Origin of the sequence: Hoeflea sp. CAU 1731, assembly GCF_039888615.1 — a bacterium.
Classification (GTDB): domain Bacteria; phylum Pseudomonadota; class Alphaproteobacteria; order Rhizobiales; family Rhizobiaceae; genus Flavimaribacter.
This window is the reverse complement of the sequence record NZ_JBDQQS010000005.1, coordinates 250,090-273,032: the sequence shown is the minus strand read 5'-3', so window position 1 is coordinate 273,032 and position 22,943 is coordinate 250,090. Positions and strand designations below refer to the sequence as shown.

Sequence of the window (22,943 nt, the reverse complement as noted above, 5' to 3'; positions counted from 1 at the left end):
TCACCTACTCCTGATGCGCGTTAGTGCTCTCGTTTTATTCCGCTGTCCAGCCGCCGTCGACGACAAGCGGAGCGCCCGTCACCATGGACGACGCATCGGAGGCCAGAAAGACAACAGCGCCCATCAAGTCTTCGATTTGCCCCACCCGTCCGAGCTTGATCTTTGACAAAACCTCGTCGCGAAACGCCGTGCTCTCGAAATACGGACGCGTCAATTCCGTTTCGATGAATGTCGGGCAAAGCGTATTGACCCGAACGCCCATTGGCGCGAGCTCCACCGCCATCGCCTTGGTAAAGCCTTCCATCGCATGTTTCGAGGCGCAGTAGAGCGTTCTGTTGGCTGCTCCGACGAGCCCCATCTGCGAGGATATGTTGATGATGGATCCGGTTCCCGCTTCCGCCGTCAGACGGCGGGCGAACGCCTGGGCCATGAAATAGGCGGCCCTGACATTCAGGGTCATGATGACGTCGAAATTCTCTTCCGTCGCATCCAGGAACGGGCCGGGCCGGTTGGTTCCGGCGTTGTTGACCAGTATGTCGTGGCGCTCGTCTTCGTCTATGAACTGGCGGACGGCGGCTGTATCCGTGACATCGAGCACTGCCGCGCGGGCGTCGCGGCCCTGCGAACGCAGGGCCTCCGCCGCGGCTTCGATCTCGCCGGCGCTTCGTGATATCAGCGTTACGGCCGCGCCGGCCTCCGCCAGCGCCGCAGCACAGGCGAACCCGATGCCCCTGCCGGCGCCCGAGATCAGCGCCTTTCGCCCGTCGAGCCGGAACGATGGCGTCCTTGGTACCGGTCGTGTCTCTTCCACCTGCATCTCTCCCGTCAATCTTGCTGGTCGAACGTCTCGGCAAGATTGGGATCGAATTCACCATCGGTCAATATAAAGGCCATACGGCAAATCTCATCCGTTCGGTTTGTCCAGGCATGAATAGTGCCGCGCTGGACGACGACGTCTCCCTGTTTGAGATGCACCTCGCTGTCGTCCAGCAGCAGGACAATCTCGCCGGACAAGACGATGCCGTAATCGATCGATTCGGTCCTGTGCATGAGCGGATGACGACTGGCCTTATGGTGCTCGGCGTTTTCTTCGAGCCCCACTGCCGAAAACAGCTTCTTAGCCTGTTCCTTGTCGAGTTGCGGTCCATCGGGACCTTCCGGCGGCATGTCGACGATGCGGATCACTGTTCCGTTCTTTGGCGGCGCAGTTCCCTCGTGCCGAACGGTCGGTTCGTCGAATTCCGGAAGGATTGTTGTCGGCGTTTCGCTGGTGTTCCATATCTCGAAGAAGGCGAGCCCCTCCTGCACCGGGCTGGTCGTCACCACTGGCGGATCACCATCCGTCAGCACGATCGCCTTGCCGTTCTCGTCATGCCCCGTGACGACCCGTCTGACCGGTTTGTTCATGCAACTGCTCCCGTATTCGCCGTATTGGTGGTTTCCAGATCGAGCGCCCGCGACACCAGGTCGGCTGCGGCGCCGTCATGGACGAAACCGGCGGCGTCGGCGATCGCCGATTCGATCGGCGGATAGGCGCCGAACTGCGCTTCCAGCGCCGCGTCCGGTTCGTAGTCGACCAGATCGCGCGCCGAAGGGCCGAAATGTTCAACCAGGCCTTCAACCAGTTCATCCATTGTGAGATGCAGCGCCGGCAGATTGAAACAGCGTCGATCGCCAAGCGCTTCGACCGAAACCGTCGCCGCGTGGATGAGATTATCCACGCAGCGGCGCCGCGACATGAACCAGGAAGTCGCCGTTCGCGAGACCGGGCAGGTGAATGCTTCCCCGGCTGCAAGCGCATGCAGAATGTCGCTCATATAGGACGAAAGATGCCCTCCGGGCTGGCGGGGTCGGGCAATGATCCCCGGAAGACGCACGGCAACACCGTCGATAAGGCCGCGTCGCGCGTAATCGGCAAGCAAAATCTCCATCATCAGCTTCTGGGCGCCGTAGCTCATGGTGGGAAGCGGCAGCGTCGCGTCGTCGACCCTGTCCTTCGGCAGCGGCACGCCGAACACGCCGATACTGGACGAAAACACCAGACGCGCCGGATTGTCCTGCACGGCGAGGGCGGTGAACAACGCGGCGGTTGCTTCGACATTGACGGACCAGCCGAGATCGTAATCGCGCGCCGCGGCGCCGCCAGGCACGGCGGCCAGATGAAAGATCACGTCGCAGGGCTTTTCCGCAATGCGTTGCTGCACCGACGCATCGCGAATGTCGCCTTCCACTACGACGATGCCTTCGCTTCCATCAGACACAACAGAATCGACCGCCACCAGTTCAGTAATCTTCGGTTTGTCCGGTGAAAGCCTGCCGCTGGTCGCCAGCCGCTGCACAAGAGAGGATCCGACGAATCCGCCGGCTCCCGTTATGACGACCCGCATGTCCTTCTCCCCGGCCATTTATAAATTGGTTGGTTGACCAAATAGTGAATTGCGCCATGACTGTCAAACGCAATCACTTATGACCGCTTGTCCGACCTGCTCGACGATTTCGACTATCTGCGCCGCAAGCGGATACCACCGCGCCCGCTCACCGGTGGCGGTGACGAGACCCACGCCGATCCGAGCCGCGCTCCCGAAGGAGCAGGCATTTTCCACGCCATCACCATGGCGCCCTACGACATCGAAGGTCACGGCGCCGCCTACTGGGATGAAATCCTGGAAGCCGAGGCCGACAAGAACCTCGAATACTACCGGAAATTCATCTCGAATCTCACCGACGACAACATCATCATGCGCACAACGTGGTCGCCCCTCGACATGGAGCGCTCGTCGCCCAACAGCTTCGTCAATGGCGACATGCACGGCGCCGCTCCCTTCCTCTACCAGTCGATGGGACACCGGCCGACACCGGATCTTGGCCAGTTCACCGTTCCGGGCGTCGAGAGACTTTACCTTGTCGGTCCGTTCATGCACCCCGGTGGCGGCGTTTTCGGCGCCGGGCGGGCGACAGCCATCCGCATGTTCGACGACATGGACATAGACTTCGAAAAGGTCATCCAATGAAGATCTACGACAATACCGGCAAGGAACTCATGGATGTAAGCGCGATTCGTCGCGACGGCGACATGCTGGTCGTCAAGGGCAAGATCTTCGGCGCCATGCCGATGACAGCCAAACTCTCGCCGGAAGAGGCCCGCAAGGGCCTCAAAATGCTCGATTTCAGCCTCGTGCTCTTTCTGCTGAGCTTCCTGTTCCGTTCGTCGTCGAAATGCGACAAGGACAAGAAGTAATGGCTTTGCTGTCTGATGCCATGTAGACGACGTCAGAATCAATCGACTTGGCCGGAAGATCAACCGCGCTGAGGCAGAATTTATAGCGCATCGCGCCGTCGGAACTGATTATTTAGCCAGATCAGGAACCGCCGAGCGCGGCATGATTATCACAACCAGTGATTTATTAACATCAAGCCGCCCCTTATGGCTTGGCTTGTACAGTTTTTTTAAGATATTTACCTTAGCAAGAACTATACAAAGCATGCATTTGAAATCACCGATGTAAAAGTTTGCCTGGAAAACAACTTTCAGGCCGAACATTCAACACCGCGTCCAACTGTAGTCCCACTGCATCGAGCGAACGAAGTGAATACTGTTTTCGACAATGAGCAAATTTTCGAACTTGCGCCCATCGCCATGTGGGTCGAGGATTTTAGTGGGGTCAAAGCTGTCTTCGATCGCTGGCGCGCAGAGGGGGTCACGGATCTCCGCTCCTATCTCAGGAGCGACCCGGATCGCGTCGCAGCCTGCTCGCAGGCCATCCGCGTGCTTCAGGTCAACCGCAGAACGCTCGAACTCTTCGAGGCAGAAGACATGGAGCACCTCGTCGCCAATCTGGATTCCGTGTTCCGCGACGAAATGCTGACGACTCATATTGAGGAACTGGCGCAGCTCTGGGAAGGAAAACTGGAATTTTCCAGCAACGCCGTCAATTACACGCTGAGCGGGAGGCGACTTGATATCCAGCTCCATGGTTCGGTTCTGCCTGGTCATGAAGAAACGCTCGATCGCCTGCTTCTGACGACTTCAGACGTCACCGAGCGCGAAGAACATCGGCGGCGGGAAAAAGCCCAGCGCCGCTACTCGGAAGGCATTTTCGAACATTCTCCGGTTTCGCTCTGGGTCGAGAATTTCAGCGCAATCAAGGTGCTGCTTGAAAGCATCCGCGATCGCGGCATCACCGACCTGCGGGTCTTCACCGACGTCCATCCGGAATTCGTGCGTCAATGCATGAGCGAGATTCGCGTCATCGAGGTCAACAACGCCACGCTCGACCTGTTCAGGGCTCCGGATCGCCGCACTTTGCTGCATCGTCAGCAGGAGATTTTCCGCGACGACATGGAAAAGTGCTTCCGCGAACAGCTTATCGAACTGTGGGAAGGCAGACTCCAGCACAGCCGTGAAGTGGTGAACTATGCGCTCGACGGGTCCGAACGCCATGTGCTCTTACAGTTTTCCGTCTTTCCCGGACACGAGAACGACTGGTCTCTGGTGCTCGTTTCGCTGACCGACATCACCGCGCGGAAGAAAGCCGAGGCTTATCTCGAATATCTCGGCAAGCATGATGTGCTGACGAAACTCTACAACAGGGCCTTCTACACCGAAGAGCTCAACCGCCTCGAGCGCAAGCAGTTACGGCCGGCGGGCGTCATCATCATCGACATGAACGGCCTGAAGGAAACCAATGACTCGCTCGGGCACGACGCCGGCGACAATCTGCTGCGGCGTATGGGCGAAGTCTTGAACGCCACGGTCTCAAAGCCGAACTGCGCCGCCAGGATCGGCGGCGACGAGTTCGTCATCCTCATGCCGGGCTGCGGCTGGATGGAGATCAATGTCATGATCGATGACTTCCAGAAGCTGCTGAAGACCAACAACCAGTTCTATTCCGAAGCCCGGATCGAAGTTTCGCTGGGCGCCGCCGTGAGCGAAGTGGGCGAATCCATGGAATCCGTGGTCCGCAGGGCGGATCTGAAGATGTTCGAACGGAAACAGGAATTCTACGCCAGGAAACGCAAGCTCTCGCAGAAGCAAAGCACCGTGGCGTAACGGCGCTCACACCGGAAGATAGCTGCTGCTCTTGACCTCTTCCATGACTGCGTAGGTGTGCGTCTCGCGCACGCCGGGAAGCGGCAGGATCACGTCGGACAAAAATGCGCGGTAGGCGTCCATGCCGGAAACACGCGCCTTGACCAGGTAATCGAAGCCACCGGCCACCATGTGGCATTCCATCACGTCGTCGCTGCGCTGCACGGCGCGGGCGAACGCGTCGAAAGTCTCCGGCGTCGTGCGATCAAGCTTCACCTGCACGAAAACGAGAAGATGACGGCCGAGTTTTTCAGGAGACAACACCGCCTGGTATCCCTCGATAAAGCCGTCGCGATGCAATCTCTTGACCCGTTCCGCCGTCGCCGTCGGCGAGAGGCTGACGCGGTCCGCCAATTCGATATTGGTCAGCCGTCCGTCGCGCTGGAGCGTACGGAGAATCTTTCGGTCAATCGCGTCAATGCTCTTCATCACACCGTCATTTTTCCAATACGCCCGGATAAACACTACAACTCGACGCTGAATTAGTGAATGGCGCGATACGAATTCAAGGCTTTTTCCTGTCGGAACGGCCCCAGGTGTCGCTCAGCCGGTAACCTTCCGGCCAGGGGTCGTCCGGATCAAGCATGTGCTGATGGGTCCCGGTGATCCAGCCGCGTCCGCTGATCTCCGGAACGATCGCCGGTCTGGTCCCGACAATCGCGGCTTCAGCGATACTTCCGGCGAAGCGCGATCCGAGGATCGAGGTCGCCGTGAACCGGTCTCCGACCTGCATTTGGCCTCGCGCGCAGAGCAGCGCCATCCGGGCGGAAACAGCGGTCCCGGTGGGGGACCGGTCGATCTTGCCCGGGCGGATAGCGACGGCCGATCGCGCCTCCAAACCGTCTGCGCCCTCGGTCAGCGGCCCTGCAAACAGGCAGAAGGAGATGTGACGCCATTCGGGAAGGTCCGGGTGTTCGAACCCGATTTGCGCATTGGCGGCGTCGCTGATCCGCATGCCGAGCTCGGCCAGGTCATGCGCCTCGTCCGCCACGAGATCAAAACCGAGAGCGGCGGCGTCGACCACGACGAAACTGTCGCCTCCATAGGCCGTGTCGACCTTCAACGTGGGAAGGCGCTCCACTTCCAGAGGCGCGTCGAGCCGTCCCGCGAATGACGCGACATTGCGAATGTGGATGCGCTCCGCCTTGCCGTTGCGGCATTCGGCCCGCACGCGTACGAGCCCGCCCGGCGCTTCCAGCGTGAGAAGGGTTTCCGGTTCCTGCATCGCGACGACGCCGCTGTCGAGCAAGACAGTCGACACGCATATCGAATTGGATCCGGACATGGGCGGCGTATCTTCGGGCTCCATGATGATAAAGCCCATCTGCGCCTCCGGATGCTTCGGCGGGACGAGCAGATTGACATGGCGAAAGACGCCGCCGCGCGGTTCGTTGAGCACAAAGTTGCGCAAGGTTCCGTCAGTCTCGATCCAGTTTCGCTGTTCCCACAGCGTCTCGCCCGGCGGCGGGGCGACGCCCCCGATAATGACGTCGCCGACCTCGCCCTCCGCGTGACAGGAGACCACATGAATTGTTTTCGTGCTGCGCATGAGACGAGCTTTCCCGATATGGCGTGATTCGAATGGCGCCAGAAGAATGATCCGCCGCCGCTTGTGAAGCAATCGGCTTCGACGCTATAGTCAGGCGGCTATCTTGGCGTCCGAACGCGGTTCACGTCGCTGTCAAGTTTCGGATGTAGAACCCTTCACGGCATCATTCAACGCAGATAATCTTCGCCCGACCGGCGGATCAGCGGATAAATTTTCATGAATTTCATCAATCAAGGCCAGTCGCCGACCTCTTCCGTTCCACACGAAAAGACCGCCGAAGATCAGAACGCCGAATCCTACCGTACAATTGACCGCATGCAGGAAGCCATGCTCGGACGCCTGACCGGCGGATTGTCGCCTGCGGCCCTTGCGCTTGCTTTCTGCGACTGGTCCATCCATCTCGCCGCAGCGCCAGGCAAGCGAATGGAACTTGCAGAGAAAGGTTTGCGCAAAGCTGCGCGATTCAACGAATATTTGACGAGCGGCGGTTCCGAAAAAGCAAGCGGCATAGTCCCCCTGCCCGGCGATCATCGTTTCGGCGGCGACGACTGGGACAAACAGCCCTACGCCGCGATGACCCAGGCGTTTCTCATGACCCAGCAATGGTGGCACAACGCGACCCACGCCGTGCCGGGCGTCAGTCCGCACAGCGAGGATATCGTCTCCTTTGCAACCCGCCAGATCCTGGACGTATTCTCCCCCTCCAACAATCCCTTCACCAATCCGAAAGTGATCGACAGGACGATCGAGACCGGCGGGCGACAGGCCTGTGGGCGCGGAAGCGTTCGTTCCGGGAAGGGATGTCGCTGTGACGCCGGGCAAGGTGGTCTTTCGCAATCACCTCATCGAACTGATCCAGTATTCCCCGCAGACCAAAGATGTGTTGGCGGAACCGGTCCTGATCGTTCCTGCCTGGATCATGAAATACTACATCCTCGACCTTTCTCCGGAAAATTCCCTCATTCGCTATCTGGTCAGCCGCGGGCACACGGTTTTCTGCATCTCGTGGCGCAATCCCGACGAGGAAGACCGCGACCGGACGATGGACGATTATCGCAAATCGGGTGTGATGGCGGCTATCGACGCGATCAGCGTCATTGCGCCGGAACGCAAGATCCATGCGGCCGGCTACTGCCTCGGCGGCACGCTGCTTTCGATTGCAGCCGCGGCGATGGGAAGAGTTCGCGACGACCGGCTGGCCTCGGTGACGCTGCTCGCCGCCCAGACCGATTTCACAGAACCCGGCGAACTCGCGCTGTTCATCGATCACAGCCAGATGAACCTGCTTGAAAGCATGATGTGGGATCGGGGCTATCTCTCCGCCGACCAGATGGCCGGCGCCTTCCAGATGCTGCGAAGCAACGATCTCGTCTGGTCGCACCTGGTGCAAGATTACCTGATGGGCGAACGCACGCCGATGATCGATCTGATGGCCTGGAATGCGGACACGACGCGCATGCCCTATCGCATGCATGCTGAATATCTGGAGAAACTCTACATCAACAATCAGCTGGCCGGCGGCCATTTCATGGTGGACGGCCGCCCGGCCGTTCTTGAAAACATCCGCTTGCCGTTATTCGTCGTCGGCACGGAAAAGGACCATGTCGCGCCCTGGCGCTCAGTCTACAAGATCCATCTGTTGACGGATACAGACACCACCTTCGTGCTGACGAGCGGCGGACACAACGCCGGCATCGTCAGCGAACCCGGGCATCCGCATCGTAACTACCGCATTGCCCAAAAAGGCGTTGACGATCCGCTGCTTGGCCCGGAAGAATGGTTGGCGTGTGCGCCAAGCAAAGATGGTTCGTGGTGGGAAGCCTGGAGCGACTGGCTCACCCGGCACTCGTCGAGGCAACGGGTCAGCCCGCCACAACCGTTCCCCGGCTCCGAGGGCTCGGCGCCACTCGACGACGCGCCGGGCGCCTACGTCTTCCAACAATGAGGGATCGATGAACAAGGAATTTCTGAAAAACCGGACATTCGACGAGCTGCAGCCGGGTGATGCCGCCTCATTGGTTCGTATTGTCGGACGCGACGACATCGACCTCTTCGCCGCCGTTTCGGGAGACGTCAACCCGGCTCATCTGGATGCAACCTTCGCGGCAACAGACATGTTCGGGCACATCGTCGCGCATGGCATGTGGACGGCGGCGCTGATTTCCGCCGTGCTCGGGACGAAACTGCCTGGACCGGGCACGATCTATCTTGGCCAGGACCTCAAGTTTCTCAAACCGGTGTCGCCCGGAGATACGGTGACGGCTTCGGTCAAGGTGCGCGAAAAGAAAGACGGAAAGCGGATTGTCATCCTCGACACGGAATGCACCAACCAGGATGGCGAGCAGGTTCTATCGGGCTCCGCCACCGTGATCGCGCCGGACACCATCATCGAATGGCCGCGTACAACCCTGCCGGATGTTTCGCTGCGCCGGCATGACCGCTTCGACGGCTACGTGAAGAAAGCCCGCGAATCCGGCATCGTTCCGGCTGCGATCGTACACCCCTGTTCGCCGGAAGCTTTGATCGCGGCTATCGAAGTCTACGAGCAAAAATTGCTGGAGCCCGTGCTCGTCGGCCCGGAAGCCAGGATCAGGGCGGCGGCCGAAGCCGCACAGGTTTCAATCGACCACCTTGTGATCGAGGACACGCCGCACAGCCATGCTGCGGCCGAACGCGCTGTCGAAATGGCCTCTGCGGGAAAGGTCGGCATGCTGGTCAAAGGCAGCCTGCACACGGACGAGCTCCTGTCGGCGGTTGTGGCGCGAGGTTCGCCGCTCCGCACAGAACGACGCATCAGCCATGTCTATGCGATCGATGTGCCGGCCTATGCGAAGCCTCTCGTCATCACCGACGCCGCAATCAACATCCAGCCCGATCTCAACGACAAGCGCGACATTTGCCAGAATGCGATCGATTTCCTGCTCCGGCTTGGATACGAGGAGCCGCTGGTCGCTGTGCTGGCCGCCGTTGAAACGGTCAACGAGAAGATGCAGGCGACGCTTGACGCCGCCGCGCTGACAGTGATGGCGGCCCGTGGTCAAATCACCGGCGCGAAGGTGGACGGCCCGCTTGCCTTCGACAACGCGATCAGTCCGGCCGCCGCCAAAACAAAGGGCATCATTTCGCCGGTCGCCGGCAAGGCGGATATCCTCCTCGTGCCGGATCTGGAGTCCGGCAACATGCTGGCCAAGCAACTGATCTATTTCACGGGCGCAACCGCCGCTGGCCTGGTGCTGGGCGCGCGCGTGCCGATCGTGCTGACCAGCCGCGCCGATTCCGTCGTCACCCGGATTGCGTCGGCGGCGTTTGCCAAGCTCGTGAGCGTCAGGGACCCACTCACAAGGATAGCCGCAGAATGACCAATCTTGCGGGTAAGCGCGGCCTCATCGTCGGGATCGCGAACCAGCACAGTATCGCCACCGGTTGCGCAAAAGCGTTTCACGCCGCCGGCGCGGATCTTGCCGTCACCTATCTGAACGAAAAGGCAAAGCCCTATGTGGCGCCGATCGCCGAGGCTCTGGAAGCCCCGATTTTCGTTCCCTGCGACGTGCGCGCGCCGGGGCAGCTTGAAGCGGTGTTCGACGAGATCGAGCAGACCTGGGGCCAACTCGATTTTCTTCTGCACTCAATCGCATTTGCGCCACGCGAAGATCTCCAGACGAGCGTTGTCAACAGTTCGGCGGAGGGTTTTGCGCTGGCCATGGACGTGTCGTGCCATTCCTTCCTGCGCATGGCGAAACTGGCAATCCCGCTGATGAAGGACGGCGGCAGCCTGCTGACTGTAAGCTTCTACGGCGCCGACAGGGTGGTCGAACATTACAATCTGATGGGTCCGGTCAAGGCGGCGCTGGAATCCAGCGTTCGCTATCTGGCTGCGGATCTCGCCGACCACGGCATTCGGGCGAATGCGATATCGGCCGGTCCGATCGCCACACGCGCAGCATCGGGCATCGACCGCTTTGATGCGCTTCTGGACGAGGTGCGGGCACGCACGCCGGCAAACCGTCTGGTCACGATCGAGGACGTCGGTAAAGTCGCGACTTTCCTGGCCAGCGACGACGGCGCGTCCATGACAGGCGCGGTCGTCTATTCCGACAACGGCTTCCATACGGTCGCCTGACCACGAATTTCAGCCTTCCTCGATTTCGGCGACGCGACCAAGGAGCTGTAGAAGCATTTGCTGCTCCTGCGGGTTCAGTGAAGCGAGCGTCTGCGCGGAGCTTTCGATTTCCAGCGGAATGAGCCTGGCGATCAGGCTCCGGCCCTGCTCTGAAAAATCCACGACCAGACGCCGCGCGTCATCCGGCGCCGGCCGGGTTTCAAGGAGACCGCGGCGTTTCAACCGCAGCACCACGTCGCGGATATTTGCGGGCTCCATGCCAACCAGTCGGCCTAGCCGGTTCTGCGACATCGAACCGCGCTCATGCAGCCGCGCCATGACGCTGAACTGCGCCGGAGTGAGACCGTGGTCCGCAATGCGCCGGAGCAGATTTCCGCTGGCGCGCTGATAGGCGCAACGCAACAGAAAGCCAATCTGACCGTCGAGACTGTACGCGGACAATGCGTCTTCAACGCCATGCGGCGCAACGGCCGCCTTTTCAGTCGACATTGCTTTCGTCGCGATACATCACCTTGTGACGGGTGCGGGCGATCCACTCGTCGATTTCCCCATCGGTCATGAAATGCGACTGGTCGAACCGGTTCCAGTTGACGACCTCGTCGAGTTTCTTCTTCCAGCGCTTGTACGGCTTCTTGGCTGCGGGGCCAAAACACATGATATCCAGCACGGAGAGTTCCTCGGGAATTCCCAGCAATGGCTTCATGGCCTTTTGCGCGGCTTCCTGGCCGATCGCAGTCACCCACCAGACATTATAGCCAAGCGCGGCGGCGGCGAGATGCGCCGACATGGTTGCGGCCGCGACGCTTTGCAGGAGAATGCGCTCGGCGTTCTCCTTGTACATCTTGTCGAGATCCGATCCGTCGTTCAGGACGGGAAAGGCCTTGATCCAGCGAAAATCGCTGGCGACAACGATCAGGCCCGGCGAGGTGGCGAGCCCACGATAATCCGGCGTCGGAAACTTCATCTTCAGCTTGGCGCGGGCGACCTGCTCGGCGCGGAAATATTCCATGATCTCGTTCTTGAGCGCCTGGTCCGTCACCACGATGAAATGCCAGGGCTGGGCGTTGGCGCCGGACGGCGCGTGCCGCGCGGCTTCCAGAATCATCTCGTAGTGGTCTTTCGGAACAACGTAGTCCGGGTCGAACGCGCGCACCGTCATGCGTCTTTCGACAACGTCCATCAAAGCGTCGTAACGGTTGCGATCGGTCTCTATCGCCTGTGACATGAATTCCTCCCATATCGTTATGATCATAACGATATGGGCGTCGATCCCACCTGTCAATCAGATCGTTCAGGGTTGCTGGCGCTCGGGTAATTCTGAGTCCAGTCGCGCCCTGACCTGATCAACGATCGCGCGGACTTCGGCGGCCATGCGCGCCTGCTGCGCGAACGCCCCCGTCGGGTCAACACCCGGATCCTCCTGCTGATCGAGAAGATCGCCATCCTGGACGATATGGTCGAGAAAACCGTCATCCGGCGACGTCCGGGCAATATACCAGACGAGATGCACGATAAGTTTTCGCTGTGCGTTAAGTTGACTTTCCAGTTCGCTCACCGTGAGTTCGGTCATGATTGTTTTCCTTCCTGCCAGTTGGAATTCTGGAAACGTTCCGGCCATTGCAGGCGTTCCCGACAGCACCGACTTTCGACCATATAGGATTGTTTCGCCGACTTTGGTGGACGCCGAACGCTCCTGCATTAGATTCCCATGAAGAATGACCGGCTTTGAATGGCTATCGACTTGAACTGGAATGAGGACGAGGAAATGAGAACACTGATTGCGCTTGCGTCAACCATTGCGATGCTCGCCACGCCTGCAATCGCACAGGACATGCGCTCCACCCAGGCAACGATTTCCGGAAACGGTGTCTCCGGCACGGTGACAGTTGCCGAAACAGCCTCTGGCATGGCGCACATGACAATTGACATCAAAGGCGTGCCCGCAGGCGCGCATGGATTCCACATTCACGAGAAAGGCGTCTGCGACGCCGATGAAAATTTCAAATCCGCCGGCGGGCACCTTTCGGGCGGCATGAATCACGGGGTCGAAGACAGCATGGGTCCACACGCGGGCGACCTGCCGAACCTGCACGCCGGCGAAGACGGGATCGTGCAGGTTGAGTATTTCACGGATGGTTTCAGCCTCGATCCGGACGCCTCGCCCACGATCGCAGGACCCGACGGCGCGGCTGTCATTTTGCACGCCGGCGCCGACGACTACGCCTCGCAGCCTTCCGGCGACGCCGGAGACAGGTTGGCTTGCGGCGTTCTGTACCCGCAGCAATAGGCTCGACCGAACCCAATCCGGACAATGAACCACAAGGAATGGAACGGGCGGACGGCATGGAGCACTGGCGTCAATCCTCGATGATCGGATCCTGGGTGAACTTCCCGCCCTGGTATATGGCGACCGGATCATCCGGCTCGGGTTCCGGTTCGTCGGCGTATACGCGATCGCGAAATACGGCCGAATTGTCCTTCGGCCGCCAGCCGAGATAGCGCACGGAACTGTTGTCCCACCACACGGTGTCATTGTCGGAAACGCCATAGATCACCGGGCAACCCAGTTTCGGCGCCTCGAATACATAGACGATCAGCGAGATCAGGTCGTCATAGCTGAGCCAGGTTGCGAGGAACCGCCGGTTTGTGGCTTCAGGAAAGCTTGAGCCGATCCTCACCAGCGCCGTCTCGACGCCGAACTTGTCGTGATACATGCTTGCCAGGTTTTCAGCGAAGCACTTGGAGACGCCATAGAGACCGTCCGGCCGCAACGGCGCATTCGCATCGAGACGCTGGTTTTGGCGATGAAAGCCAACGACGTGATTGGAGCTCGCCATGAATATGCGGGGACCGCCATTTTTCCGCGCCGCCTCATAGAGGTTGTACACGCCCTCGATATTGGCTTTCAAAATTCTCGAGAAGCTGTCCTCAACGGATATTCCTCCGAAATGGACCACTCCGTCGCATCCGGCCACCAGATCGTTGACGGCGTCATGATCCGCAAGGTCGCAATTGACGATCTCCTCATGCGGGGCGGCTTCTCCCAGATCGACGATATCGGAAACCCTGATCGTGTCGGCGATGTAGGACAGGCGCTCTCGCGCCACCTTTCCAAGGCCACCGCCGGCCCCGGTGATCAGAAGCCGTTTCAAGATCTTGGTCATAGCAATCGATCCTTTTCGCTGCTTTCTAACGTCGGTATGTGAGGATCAGCGGGTGAGATCGCCGATATAGGCCTGATGAAAACGTTTATAGCCCCGCTCCGTCGTCCGCAGGTGGTCGCGCACAAGCCTGTGCAGTTCCGGCAACTTGTAAAAGGGAACGACGGGGTAGCTGTGGTGTTCTGAATGATAGGGCATGTTCCAGGCAAGCTGCCGCACGACGATATTGGTGAATGTCGTGCGGCTGTTTTCGAGCATGTTGGCGACGAAGGGGCAGCGGCCATGCTCGGCGAGCAGGTAGAGCCGCAAAAAGGGTTGCCCCAGAAGAACCGGGACAATCCAGACATAGACCGGCAAGGTCGAGCCGGCATAGATCGAGACGATCGCCAGCGCCACGTAGAAACCGAGCATCGCCCTTGCTTCCCTGCGCACTTTCAGCCGTCCCGAGGGCGGCGTGAAAATGTCGCCGCCGCCTTCGAACGCAAGGCGGAACAGCGTCTTTATCTGGCTCCGCCAGACGGGAATTCCGGAAATGTGCAAGACATACTGGGCGACGGTTTCGGGTTTCGGCTCGGCCAGTTCCGGATCGTTTTCCGGATCCTGCGTGTGGCGGTGGTGCGCAAAATGGAAATAGCGAAACCACTCGGACGGCAGCAGGATCGCCAGCCCGCAAATACGCGCGACCCAGTCATTGATCCACTGCGACGCAAAGGCTGTGCGGTGGACGGTTTCGTGCAGAAGCGTGAACAGAAAAACGATGAGGACACCCTGGACGGGTAGCAGAAGCGGCCAGAAGGGCGCGCGCCATGCGATCAGAAAGCCGACCACCACGATCGCGCCCCAATGCAGGCACAACGCTAGCAAACCACGGAAATCGGATTTCAGCGTCAGGCTGCGGCGTTGTTCAGCGGAAAGCGTCCGTATGAAGGCGCGGTGATCCATGGTTCGTCAATCTTTGAAAGTATCGGCGAACCAGTCATAGACGACAGCGTTGGAGAGTGGAAGGTTGCCAAGCTGGCAGTGCATGTCGGCGCCTTCCTCGACGGTGAATATCCGGCTTGTCGCTGGCCCCGAAACGCCGTCGCAGAAGGTCTTGTGCTGGTTCAGCGCTTCCGCGCCCTCGCCGGTTCCAACCATGCCGAGAACCGGGCATGAAATATCGGCGAGGCGGTCCGTCGCCCGATAGGCTTCGAGCTTCTCAAACCAGCCGGAAAATGTCGTTACGCCGAACCGCCGGCATGCGGCCTTGAAACCGAGTTTGACGCTGGACGGCATGTATTGTTCGGGAACGTCGTCCACCTCGTCGAGGCTGACGTCCCCGTCCTCGTCGCCCTCGCCCGCATGGACGAACCCGCTCATGTAATCGAGCAGGTATATGATCGGCGAATTGGCGACGAGCGCTCGGATCCTTTGATCGCCTGCGGCGCCGCGAATCGTGAAGTATCCGCCAAAACTGATGCCGTACAGGCCGAGTTTTTCCGGATTGACACCATCGAGATCCAGGCAGAAATCGACAATCGCGGCGATCGGCGTCTCGTAATCGGGCCGGAAGACCATCTTCGGATCGCGCCTGAGAGCCCCGACCTGTCCCGGACCCTCGGCGATCAGCAGATTGAATCCATGCGCAAGTCCATCGGCGGCGGTCTGGAAATAGAGTTCTTCTCCGGTTCCGTCGAAGCCCGTCATCAAGATCACCGTTCGGCCGTCCGGCGCTCCGCCCGCAGGCTGAAGGAAATAACCCGGCAGCATTTTTCCCTCGAACGGTATGTCCACCGGCTTCACGGAATGCGGCAAGCGGGCGGCGGCCCTGATGAAGGCGTCGCGGCTTTTCAATCCGTAACCGAGACCGTCCGGGCCGAACGGATCAGAGAAATATTCTGCTGACCGGTAATAGCTCGACGCGCGCAGAAGATGACCGCAGGCGCTTACATCGTGGCCCCCCGCTATGGCCATTTCGGCAAGATCGGAGAGCCTGTCGGCCTGGTCGACGAAGGCCGCCGGCCATGCGAATGCATTGTCGTCCGCGATTTTTGCCCGCGCGGCAAAGATCTCGCCCGGAGCGCCGCCGCCGGCGGTCGCGGCTCCCAGCTGGCGCATAAGCTGGAAATCCATCTCAGGCGACGTAAATCCGGCAATTCTGGTGGAAGTCCGCTCAACGCCTGTCATGTTACCGCTCCTGTTTCGCCAGACAACGGTGAAGCGAAGCGCGCAGTCCTGTCAAGGTGGGTGGAACGACGCATGAGATCACCTCGAGGACTGGTCTATTTCACGAGAGAACGCTAAAGAGTCCCGTCAAAGAACAAAAGGCGGAAAACCGTCATCCCCGGGGAAGCGTCCGACAGGCGAAGAAAACACAAGAACGAGAGCTTCGGCAAGAAACATCCATGTCCATATCCACCGCAAGGCGCAACCATCTCTGGCTGTGGTTCCTCTGGCTTGGCGCGTTCTACACCGCCTGGACCTGGCTGGTGTTCGGAATGGACAATGTCGCCGCGACGCTCGCCCACTGGCCGATCGCCGCGGCCATGGCTCTTGGCAGTTATGTGGCCGGTTCGACCCCGATGGGCGGCGGGACTGTGGGGTTTCCAGTCCTCGTTCTCTTCTTCGACATGCCAGCGAGCATGGGCAGGGATTTCAGTTTCGCTGTCCAGTCAATCGGCATGACCAGCGCCAGCATCTTCATCCTGTGCAGACGGCAGGGTCTTGCCCGCTCCATGCTGTTCGGGGCCATGCTTGGAGCGACGCTCGGCGTTCCACTCGGCATATTCTTTGTCGCGCCACTGTTTTCCGATCTCTGGATCAAGATATCATTCGCCGTCATCTGGTGCGGGTTCGGACTTCTGCATCTCTATCGCCTGGGAGAAATCGCCAGTCATCAGGGCATGACGGAGTTCAGCGAGACCTGGGATTTCCGTATTGGCGCGGTTCTCGGCTTTTTCGCCGGCGCGACCGTGGTTTCCGTTACAGGCGTCGGCATCGACATGGTGGTCTACGCCTGCCTCGTTCTGCTGTTCCGCACGGACCTCAAGATCGCCATCCCGACGTCGGTGATCATCATGGCGTACTGTTCGGTCTACGGCGTCCTGATCAAGCAATTCACCACCGGAATGCAGCCCGGGACCTACGAGAACTGGCTTGCGGCTGCGCCGGTCGTGGCGCTCGGCGCGCCGCTTGGCGTCTTCATCGTCAGCCTGATTGGCCGCAAGCCGACGCTGTTTTTAGTGGCGATCCTGTGCGTCGGACAATATGTCTGGACCTGCTTCAACGCCTTTCCCTCGCTCGGATGGTTGGGCATCGCGGTCGCCTGCGTCCTGGTCGGAATTCTCCTCTATGCTTTCGAACGTCTGCGCCGCTACGGCGATGTGCTGGCCGGCGACCGGCCGGTCTCCGATGTCAGCCACGAGGCGCATCTGTCGAGCCTCGGCGTCGAGGAGATCGAGCCGCATGTTCACACCGAAGCGCAACAATGAGATTTAGTAGTTGTAGGAACCAGGCAGTTCTCCGTAACAGTGCTCCTGTACGACGCCCGCCACCCAACTCGCCAATCCATCGTAAAGTGCATCGCCGAGTTCCGGCGTCGCTATTGATGGGTATCCGAGTATTCCTTCAAATTCGGGATCTGTGTTGGTTGTCTTGCGAGGCACGTAAAGTCCGCCACCGGATACAACAGGGCCGAGAAACGGCAGGTCTCCGGGTTGCGTCTCGCTTCGGTAGTCGCGGTGGCGCTCCATAACGACCAGTTCCGCGTTCTGCCACATCATGCGCGCAGTTTCGCCAGCGCCGCCGTGGCCATCGCGTGCATTGGGGGGCACCATGTTGAAAATATCATCGGGGATTCTGCGACGGATGTCCGGCGCCATGCGCGAGACCAGTGGCAGCCAGTTGATAACCACGGGTCTCAGTTTGTCGGACGTTTCGCTAGCGAGCTCTCGCGCTGCGACCATCAGAGCGCCGAGGCTCATATCGTGCCCCATACATAAGGCGATGTTATTGACGCCGTCGCGATGCAGATTGAGGCAGACCTCTTTCACAAGTTCAATCAAGAGCGTGGGACTGATGTCGATGGACCCTTTGAACTGGAGGTTCGAAACAGGTGCAAACGGGATTGTCGGACCGATGACAGCCGCGTGGCCCGCGTCTTCTAGTTTCAGCCAGGCCCGGCGGACGATTTCCTCTATCTGGAAGTTATCCTGACCAAGCGGCAAATGACCGGCATGTTGCTCAATGGCGCCAAGGGGCACGAGAGCGACATCTGTATCGCGCAATTTTCTATCCAACTCCTGTGACGTCATGGTCGACCAGGATGCTGGACCTCGAACGGAATAGAGGATTTCGTCGTTCATGGAATCTTCGTGTTCTCCTTTCCTGAACCCGGCTGACGGCCAGCATGTTTCCCGACTGGAGAATAGAAAAGGTCTTGGTCTGTTCAAAGAACCCTTTCTCGCGCATCATGCTGCCAAACAGTCATCGGTCAGGATTATTGTCCTATGTTGCATTCTCAACGTCTCCGGTATCTCGACGCTATCGCCCGCCACAAATCGATCCGCGCGGCAGCGGGCGAACTGCACGTTGCTTCGTCGGCTGTGAATCGACAGTTGCTTGCCTTGGAGGACGCGTTGGGATGTCAACTGTTCGAGAGGTTGCCGCGGCGGCTGAAACTGACCGCAGTCGGAGAGATCATAATTGAACATGTGCGCGAGACCCTGAAGGCTGAAGCGCGGGCATTCGCACGGATCGACGCGCTACGCGGCAACCAGCGAGGAATCGTTACCATCGCCACTACACCCGGTCTTGCAGACGGGCCGATGCCCGAGATCATATCCAACTTCCTTTCAACCCGACCTTTCATACAGATGGGACTGCGCTCTATGCCAGCACAGGATATCGGCGTGGCGGTGTCTGAAGGCGAGGTTGATCTCGGCCTTGGATACTACCTCATGCCAAACGCCGGCCTCCGAAATCTTATGATGCTGAAAACCGAGTTCGGCGTTGTGGTTGCGCCTTATCACCCACTCGCGACACAGAAGAGCGTGCGGTTTTCGGATCTGATGAACCACAAGTTCGTACTGACGGAAAATGGTTCTTCGATGCGCAATACGATCGAACAGGCGCTGGCGCGACACGGCATGTCCCTGACTCCCGCAGTGCAGACAAATTCAATCGAGACACTGAAGCGAATTGTAGCGACCGGCGACTACGCAACGCTTCTCAATCCCTTCGATGCGAGCCGGGAGTGCATCAGCGGTCAGCTCGTTTTTCGAAAGATAGAAAGCGGACGACTCGGAGGACAGCATTTAACCCTGGTTGCCAGAACCGGAACCACCGCCAATCCGATCGTGAACGTTTTTGTCGAAGAGTTGCGCAATGCGCTGTCCTTCGCCGCCTCCTTTGCAGAGGAAAGCTGAAGGATTTACCTACTGATGCCTTTTCGGCATCGCAATGCTCGACAATCAGTGCTTTCTCCGAAGCCGGAAATGGCATTCTCTGTTCGCGTAAATCCGAAATGGAGCGAACTGAATGGCTAATGCCGACATACTGTATTCGGTCAGGGGACCCAAATCATGGGTCACGATGACATCTCACGAACTGCGCGAGAAGCTGGAGTTGACCGATGTTGTGCTCGTGCCGGTCGGAGCCATCGAACAGCATGCCGGTCATCTGCCTCTGGGTCAGGATAATTTTCAGATAGAAGAGATCGTGCGAAGAGCGGTTCTCAAATTGGAGGACGCCGGCAAACATGCGATCTTCGGGCCAACAATTCCATTTGGACCCGTTCCGAACCTGCGCTTCCGCGGCTCGATCGATATCAAACCCACCACGTTGATCAAGCTGGTGAAGGAGATTTGCCTGAACCTGCACCGCGACGGAGTCGTGAACATCGCATTGTGTATGGGGCACGACATGAGTTTGGGCGCATTGATGGTCGCGGCGCGCGAGCTGGCAAGCGAAACGAACGATGCTCTCAAGGTCATCGTTCTGAATTGGCTGCCCTATGTGGTGCAAATCCTGCCGAAATTACTCGAAGCGCTTCCCGAGGAAACGCGAAATAACATCCCCCTCGACGCCCGCGACGGTCATGGCGGCATGGGCGAAACGGCGCGGCTGCTTTGGCAGCATCCGGAGCTCGTTAGGATCGACATGATGAAAGACTACGTACTGAAGTCGGCGCCGCCGGACCTTCCCTACGCAAGCCCGGTTGCTTCCGGAGGCGGCGTTTATGCGCCTCGAAGCAACACCAATTCCGACCCCGAATATGGCGGCATATTGGGTTTTCCATCCGCTGCGACGCCCGAGATGGGCGACATGCTTCTCGATGCGCTTGCGGAATGGGTGTCCAAGGTTGTCGCGGACAACTGTTACGGCAGTCTCTCGAAATCTTACAGTTACTGATATGGAGCCAGATTATGCACAAGTCTCTTAGCCTTGCCCTTGGAATAGTCCTTTCAGCCACACTGAATCATGCCGCTATCGCTGAGATGGCGCCGGTCACACTCAACAGTGGATGGGTCCTGAATGGCGGCAGTTCACCACTGCTCCTGGCGGATGAGCGAGGGTATTTTGAAGAAGGCGGCGCCGACGTTGACGTCCAGCGCGGCTTCGGATCCTCGGACGTCGTTGCCAAGGTAGCAGCTGGCACGTATCAGGCCGGGACGGGGTCACTCCCGGCTCTTGTCCGCGCCATCGCCGAAAACCCCGACCTTGACGCCATCGCGGTGATGATCTCCTACGACGCTTCTCCCGATGCGATCGTCGGTCCTCTCTCGACAGGCATAAAGGAGCCGCTCGATCTAGCTGGTCGGACAATCAGCACACAGCCCAACTCCACCACACAAGCGATATTTCCACCCTTTGCCGAAGCCACAGGAGTAGCCCCCGATTCGGTCAAATGGCTGGAGGTCGGCCCCGAATTGCTGGGCGTGACAGTTTCCAACGGAGAGTCCGACGGCATTGGCCAGTTCGCGGCATCCGCTATCTCGAACTTTGCGCGCATGGGCGTGCCTAAAGAGGAACTCTACGAATTCAAGTTCTCCGACTATGTCGAGAACCTATATGGCAATGGTCTGATCCTGCAGAAATCATGGGCTGAAGCAAATCCGGAAGCGGCCAAGGCAGTGGTTCGCGGCTATGCACTTGGACTGATCGATTCCTATAAGGATCCGACGGCAGCCATCGACGTTCTGATGGAGCGCGAGCCCCTGCTGACACGCGAGGTTGAAGAAGCCGATCTGGCCTACTCCATCGAAAACTACTATTTTACGCCAAATGTGCTTGAGAATGGCCTCGCCTACCACTCGGAAGAAGACGTGCAGGGCTTCATCGATCTGCTCGCTGCGGCGTTCGAAATGCCCCGCGTTCCAACAGCTTCAGAGGTTTTCTCGTCCGCGTATCTGCCCTCAGCCAAAGAGCTGGCCATAAACGAGTGAAATCGCAACCCGAAGCAACGCCAATAATTGGGGAAGGGGGGGGCGACGCGCCTCCCCTTTTTGAGGCTCGTCAAGTCACCGTCCGCTTCGAACACTCCGGGAAACGTGGAAATCGCGACTCGGTGCTTGCGCTTGAAGGGGTGAATTGGCGGATCAGAAAGGGCGAGTTCGTGAGCTTTGTCGGTCCTTCAGGCAGCGGCAAAACCACGATGTTGAAGTTGATCACTGGCGCAGTACGGCCGACAAAAGGAGTAATTCTCCAAGACGGCCAACGTCTGGAGCACACACCACAGGCAATCGGCATGGCGTTTCAGGACGCCTTGTTGCTTCCCTGGCGCAACGTCATGGACAACGTTCTCCTGCCGGTGGAGATACGAAACAAGCCGCGCAGGGAAGTCGCCGACAAGGCCGAGGCGTTGCTGGCGACGGTGGGGTTGTCAGGATTCGAGAAACGCGCCGTCTGGGAACTGTCCGGCGGAATGCGACAGCGGGTGAGCCTTTGCCGCGCGCTTATAAACGATCCAGAAATTCTGCTTCTCGATGAACCGTTTGCTGCGCTCGACGCCTTTACGCGTGAAGATATGTGGCTCGTATTGACTGCTCTGCATCAGAAAATGGGATGCACCACCGTGCTGATCACCCATCAGATCAATGAAGCTGTTTTTCTTTCAGACCGGGTGCTGGTTGTTTCCAAAAGACCGGGTCGGATCGTTCATGAGCAGCAAATTGCCGCTCCCGATTCGAGAACGCTGGATTGGCCGGCGACGCCCCACTTCGCGGAGCAGATCTCCGATCTTCGCCGCAGAATTGACCGATAACCATGCGCTCGTTCAGAAATCCGGCCATTGAGAGCCTCCTCGCCCTTATCCTTCTGTTCGTTCTCTGGGAAATGGGGGTGCACATCTCCGGCGTTCCATCTTTTATCCTGCCGGCGCCTTCGGAGGTCTTCGAAGCGATGCTGCCGCATATGTCGGTGTTGTGGCGCCACAGTATGGTGACGCTCGGGGGCACGCTTCTCAGTCTGGTGCTTGGAGCAGGACTGGGAATGCTGGCGGGACTGGCGATAGGCTATTCGCCCGGCGTCAGTCGATTGCTGTATCCTATTCTGGGAGGGCTGCATGCGCTGCCGATGTCTGCATTTATTCCGATCTTCGTGGTCTGGTTCGGCACCGGAATGTTCCCGAAGGTTCTCGCGGGTTTATTGATCGCATTCTTCCCAGTTACGGTAAACGTCGTGACGGGCCTTCGCACGATTGAAAGCGAGCTTTGGGAAATGCTCCGCACCATTGGCGCTACACGGGCGCAGATATTCCGCAAGATTGGCGTACCGAATACACTGCCGTACTTTTCGGCGTCTCTTAAGGTCGCCGTCGCTGGAGCTTTTATTGGAAATGTCGTTGGAGAAATGATTGCCGCCGGTTCCGGTCTCGGATACGTCCTCATTCTCTCGACTAACGGAATGAATATGCCGCTCGCTTTTGCGGCGCTGTCCATTCTGCTGCTTTTCGGGGTTGCTTTGTTTACCGTTTTCGATACTCTCGAAAGGTTTATTGCCCCGTGGGCGTTCCGCAAGCTGACGGACTGATCTCGTCGTACTGCC

24 protein-coding genes and 1 pseudogene are annotated in these 22,943 nt (G+C 59.0%); 13 read left to right on the top strand and 12 right to left on the bottom strand.

Annotation, left to right across the window (positions count from 1 at the left end):
* Positions 1-34: 34 nt before the first annotated feature.
* From AAFN47_RS10890 to AAFN47_RS10880, 3 genes are read right to left on the bottom strand one after another with little or no spacing between them, the layout of a single operon-like run.
* On the bottom strand, positions 35-811 hold the full coding sequence (locus AAFN47_RS10890; RefSeq protein ID WP_499809246.1) for an SDR family NAD(P)-dependent oxidoreductase: 777 nt from the start codon (positions 809-811) through the stop codon (positions 35-37).
* A 14-nt stretch (positions 812-825) separates the two neighbouring features.
* The gene (locus tag AAFN47_RS10885) at positions 826-1,407 is read right to left on the bottom strand and encodes a cupin domain-containing protein (RefSeq protein ID WP_499809245.1); all 582 of its coding nucleotides are present in this window, start codon (positions 1,405-1,407) and stop codon (positions 826-828) included.
* A complete protein-coding gene (locus tag AAFN47_RS10880; protein ID WP_499809244.1) occupies positions 1,404-2,387 on the bottom strand; it encodes an NAD-dependent epimerase/dehydratase family protein in 984 nt (327 codons plus the stop codon). Before AAFN47_RS10880 ends, AAFN47_RS10885 begins: the two co-directional genes overlap by 4 nt.
* Positions 2,388-2,474: 87 nt before the next feature.
* On the opposite strand from AAFN47_RS10880, the gene AAFN47_RS10875 reads away from it, so the two are divergent.
* From AAFN47_RS10875 to AAFN47_RS10865, 3 genes are all read left to right on the top strand, one after another.
* Positions 2,475-3,011 (top strand): hypothetical protein, encoded by a 537-nt coding sequence (locus tag AAFN47_RS10875; protein WP_499809243.1) that lies wholly within the window; start codon positions 2,475-2,477, stop codon positions 3,009-3,011.
* Entirely contained in the window at positions 3,008-3,238 is a 231-nt protein-coding gene (locus AAFN47_RS10870; RefSeq protein WP_499809242.1) for a hypothetical protein, read from the top strand. The genes AAFN47_RS10875 and AAFN47_RS10870 overlap by 4 nt, the downstream gene beginning before the upstream one ends.
* A 399-nt stretch (positions 3,239-3,637) precedes the next feature.
* Complete coding sequence (locus AAFN47_RS10865) at positions 3,638-5,050, top strand: sensor domain-containing diguanylate cyclase (RefSeq protein ID WP_499809289.1); 1,413 nt, start codon at positions 3,638-3,640, stop codon at positions 5,048-5,050.
* 6 nt (positions 5,051-5,056) lie between these two features.
* Here AAFN47_RS10865 and AAFN47_RS10860 read toward each other — a convergent pair whose 3' ends face one another.
* A complete protein-coding gene (locus tag AAFN47_RS10860; RefSeq protein ID WP_220228297.1) occupies positions 5,057-5,518 on the bottom strand; it encodes an Lrp/AsnC ligand binding domain-containing protein in 462 nt (153 codons plus the stop codon).
* 76 nt (positions 5,519-5,594) lie between these two features.
* Positions 5,595-6,638, bottom strand: a complete 1,044-nt coding sequence (locus tag AAFN47_RS10855) for a trans-3-hydroxy-L-proline dehydratase (protein WP_499809241.1) — start codon at positions 6,636-6,638, stop codon at positions 5,595-5,597.
* A 315-nt stretch (positions 6,639-6,953) separates the two neighbouring features.
* On the opposite strand from AAFN47_RS10855, the pseudogene AAFN47_RS10850 reads away from it, so the two are divergent.
* The 3 genes and pseudogenes from AAFN47_RS10850 (at position 6,954) to fabI (ending at position 10,758) form a co-directional block, all read left to right on the top strand.
* A pseudogene (locus AAFN47_RS10850) lies at positions 6,954-8,583 on the top strand (PHA/PHB synthase family protein).
* A gap of 7 nt (positions 8,584-8,590) precedes the next feature.
* Complete coding sequence (locus AAFN47_RS10845) at positions 8,591-9,997, top strand: bifunctional enoyl-CoA hydratase/phosphate acetyltransferase (protein ID WP_499809240.1); 1,407 nt, start codon at positions 8,591-8,593, stop codon at positions 9,995-9,997.
* Entirely contained in the window at positions 9,994-10,758 is a 765-nt protein-coding gene (gene fabI, locus AAFN47_RS10840) for an enoyl-ACP reductase FabI (protein WP_499809239.1), read from the top strand. Before AAFN47_RS10845 ends, fabI begins: the two co-directional genes overlap by 4 nt.
* Before the next feature lie 9 nt (positions 10,759-10,767).
* On the opposite strand, the gene AAFN47_RS10835 is transcribed toward fabI, so the two are convergent.
* The 3 genes from AAFN47_RS10835 to AAFN47_RS10825 form a co-directional block, all read right to left on the bottom strand.
* A complete protein-coding gene (locus tag AAFN47_RS10835; protein WP_499809238.1) occupies positions 10,768-11,247 on the bottom strand; it encodes a MarR family winged helix-turn-helix transcriptional regulator in 480 nt (159 codons plus the stop codon).
* Positions 11,237-11,983 carry a nitroreductase family protein gene (locus AAFN47_RS10830; RefSeq protein WP_499809237.1) on the bottom strand — a complete coding sequence of 249 codons (747 nt, stop codon included), beginning with the start codon at positions 11,981-11,983 and terminating at the stop codon, positions 11,237-11,239. Before AAFN47_RS10830 ends, AAFN47_RS10835 begins: the two co-directional genes overlap by 11 nt.
* A gap of 66 nt (positions 11,984-12,049) precedes the next feature.
* On the bottom strand, positions 12,050-12,328 hold the full coding sequence (locus AAFN47_RS10825) for a hypothetical protein (protein ID WP_499809236.1): 279 nt from the start codon (positions 12,326-12,328) through the stop codon (positions 12,050-12,052).
* A gap of 195 nt (positions 12,329-12,523) precedes the next feature.
* On the opposite strand from AAFN47_RS10825, the gene AAFN47_RS10820 reads away from it, so the two are divergent.
* Positions 12,524-13,045: a superoxide dismutase family protein gene (locus tag AAFN47_RS10820; protein WP_499809235.1), complete on the top strand. Its 522-nt coding sequence runs from the start codon at positions 12,524-12,526 to the stop codon at positions 13,043-13,045.
* A gap of 70 nt (positions 13,046-13,115) precedes the next feature.
* Here the strand turns inward: AAFN47_RS10820 and AAFN47_RS10815 are convergent, their stop codons facing one another.
* Genes AAFN47_RS10815 through AAFN47_RS10805 form a run of 3 tightly spaced genes read right to left on the bottom strand, consistent with a single transcriptional unit; the run spans position 13,116 to position 16,085 of the window.
* Entirely contained in the window at positions 13,116-13,922 is an 807-nt protein-coding gene (locus AAFN47_RS10815) for an NAD-dependent epimerase/dehydratase family protein (RefSeq protein ID WP_499809234.1), read from the bottom strand.
* A 45-nt stretch (positions 13,923-13,967) separates the two neighbouring features.
* A complete protein-coding gene (locus AAFN47_RS10810; RefSeq protein WP_499809233.1) occupies positions 13,968-14,861 on the bottom strand; it encodes a fatty acid desaturase family protein in 894 nt (297 codons plus the stop codon).
* A 6-nt stretch (positions 14,862-14,867) separates the two neighbouring features.
* Entirely contained in the window at positions 14,868-16,085 is a 1,218-nt protein-coding gene (locus tag AAFN47_RS10805; protein ID WP_499809232.1) for an alpha/beta hydrolase family protein, read from the bottom strand.
* Between the two features lie 218 nt (positions 16,086-16,303).
* Between AAFN47_RS10805 and AAFN47_RS10800 the strand changes: the two genes are divergently transcribed.
* On the top strand, positions 16,304-17,389 hold the full coding sequence (locus AAFN47_RS10800; protein ID WP_499809231.1) for a sulfite exporter TauE/SafE family protein: 1,086 nt from the start codon (positions 16,304-16,306) through the stop codon (positions 17,387-17,389).
* Positions 17,390-17,392: 3 nt separating this feature from the next.
* On the opposite strand, the gene AAFN47_RS10795 is transcribed toward AAFN47_RS10800, so the two are convergent.
* Entirely contained in the window at positions 17,393-18,262 is an 870-nt protein-coding gene (locus AAFN47_RS10795; protein WP_499809230.1) for a creatininase family protein, read from the bottom strand.
* Between the two features lie 144 nt (positions 18,263-18,406).
* Between AAFN47_RS10795 and AAFN47_RS10790 the strand changes: the two genes are divergently transcribed.
* The 5 genes from AAFN47_RS10790 (at position 18,407) to AAFN47_RS10770 (ending at position 22,928) form a co-directional block, all read left to right on the top strand.
* Positions 18,407-19,324, top strand: a complete 918-nt coding sequence (locus AAFN47_RS10790; protein ID WP_499809229.1) for a LysR family transcriptional regulator — start codon at positions 18,407-18,409, stop codon at positions 19,322-19,324.
* A gap of 112 nt (positions 19,325-19,436) precedes the next feature.
* Positions 19,437-20,309 carry a creatininase family protein gene (locus tag AAFN47_RS10785; RefSeq protein ID WP_499809228.1) on the top strand — a complete coding sequence of 291 codons (873 nt, stop codon included), beginning with the start codon at positions 19,437-19,439 and terminating at the stop codon, positions 20,307-20,309.
* Positions 20,310-20,323: 14 nt separating this feature from the next.
* Positions 20,324-21,343, top strand: coding sequence for an ABC transporter substrate-binding protein (locus tag AAFN47_RS10780; RefSeq protein WP_499809227.1), 1,020 nt, complete (start codon positions 20,324-20,326; stop codon positions 21,341-21,343).
* Between the two features lie 122 nt (positions 21,344-21,465).
* Positions 21,466-22,161, top strand: coding sequence for an ABC transporter ATP-binding protein (locus tag AAFN47_RS10775; protein WP_499809226.1), 696 nt, complete (start codon positions 21,466-21,468; stop codon positions 22,159-22,161).
* A 2-nt stretch (positions 22,162-22,163) separates the two neighbouring features.
* On the top strand, positions 22,164-22,928 hold the full coding sequence (locus AAFN47_RS10770; RefSeq protein ID WP_499809225.1) for an ABC transporter permease: 765 nt from the start codon (positions 22,164-22,166) through the stop codon (positions 22,926-22,928).
* Positions 22,929-22,943: the final 15 nt, after the last annotated feature.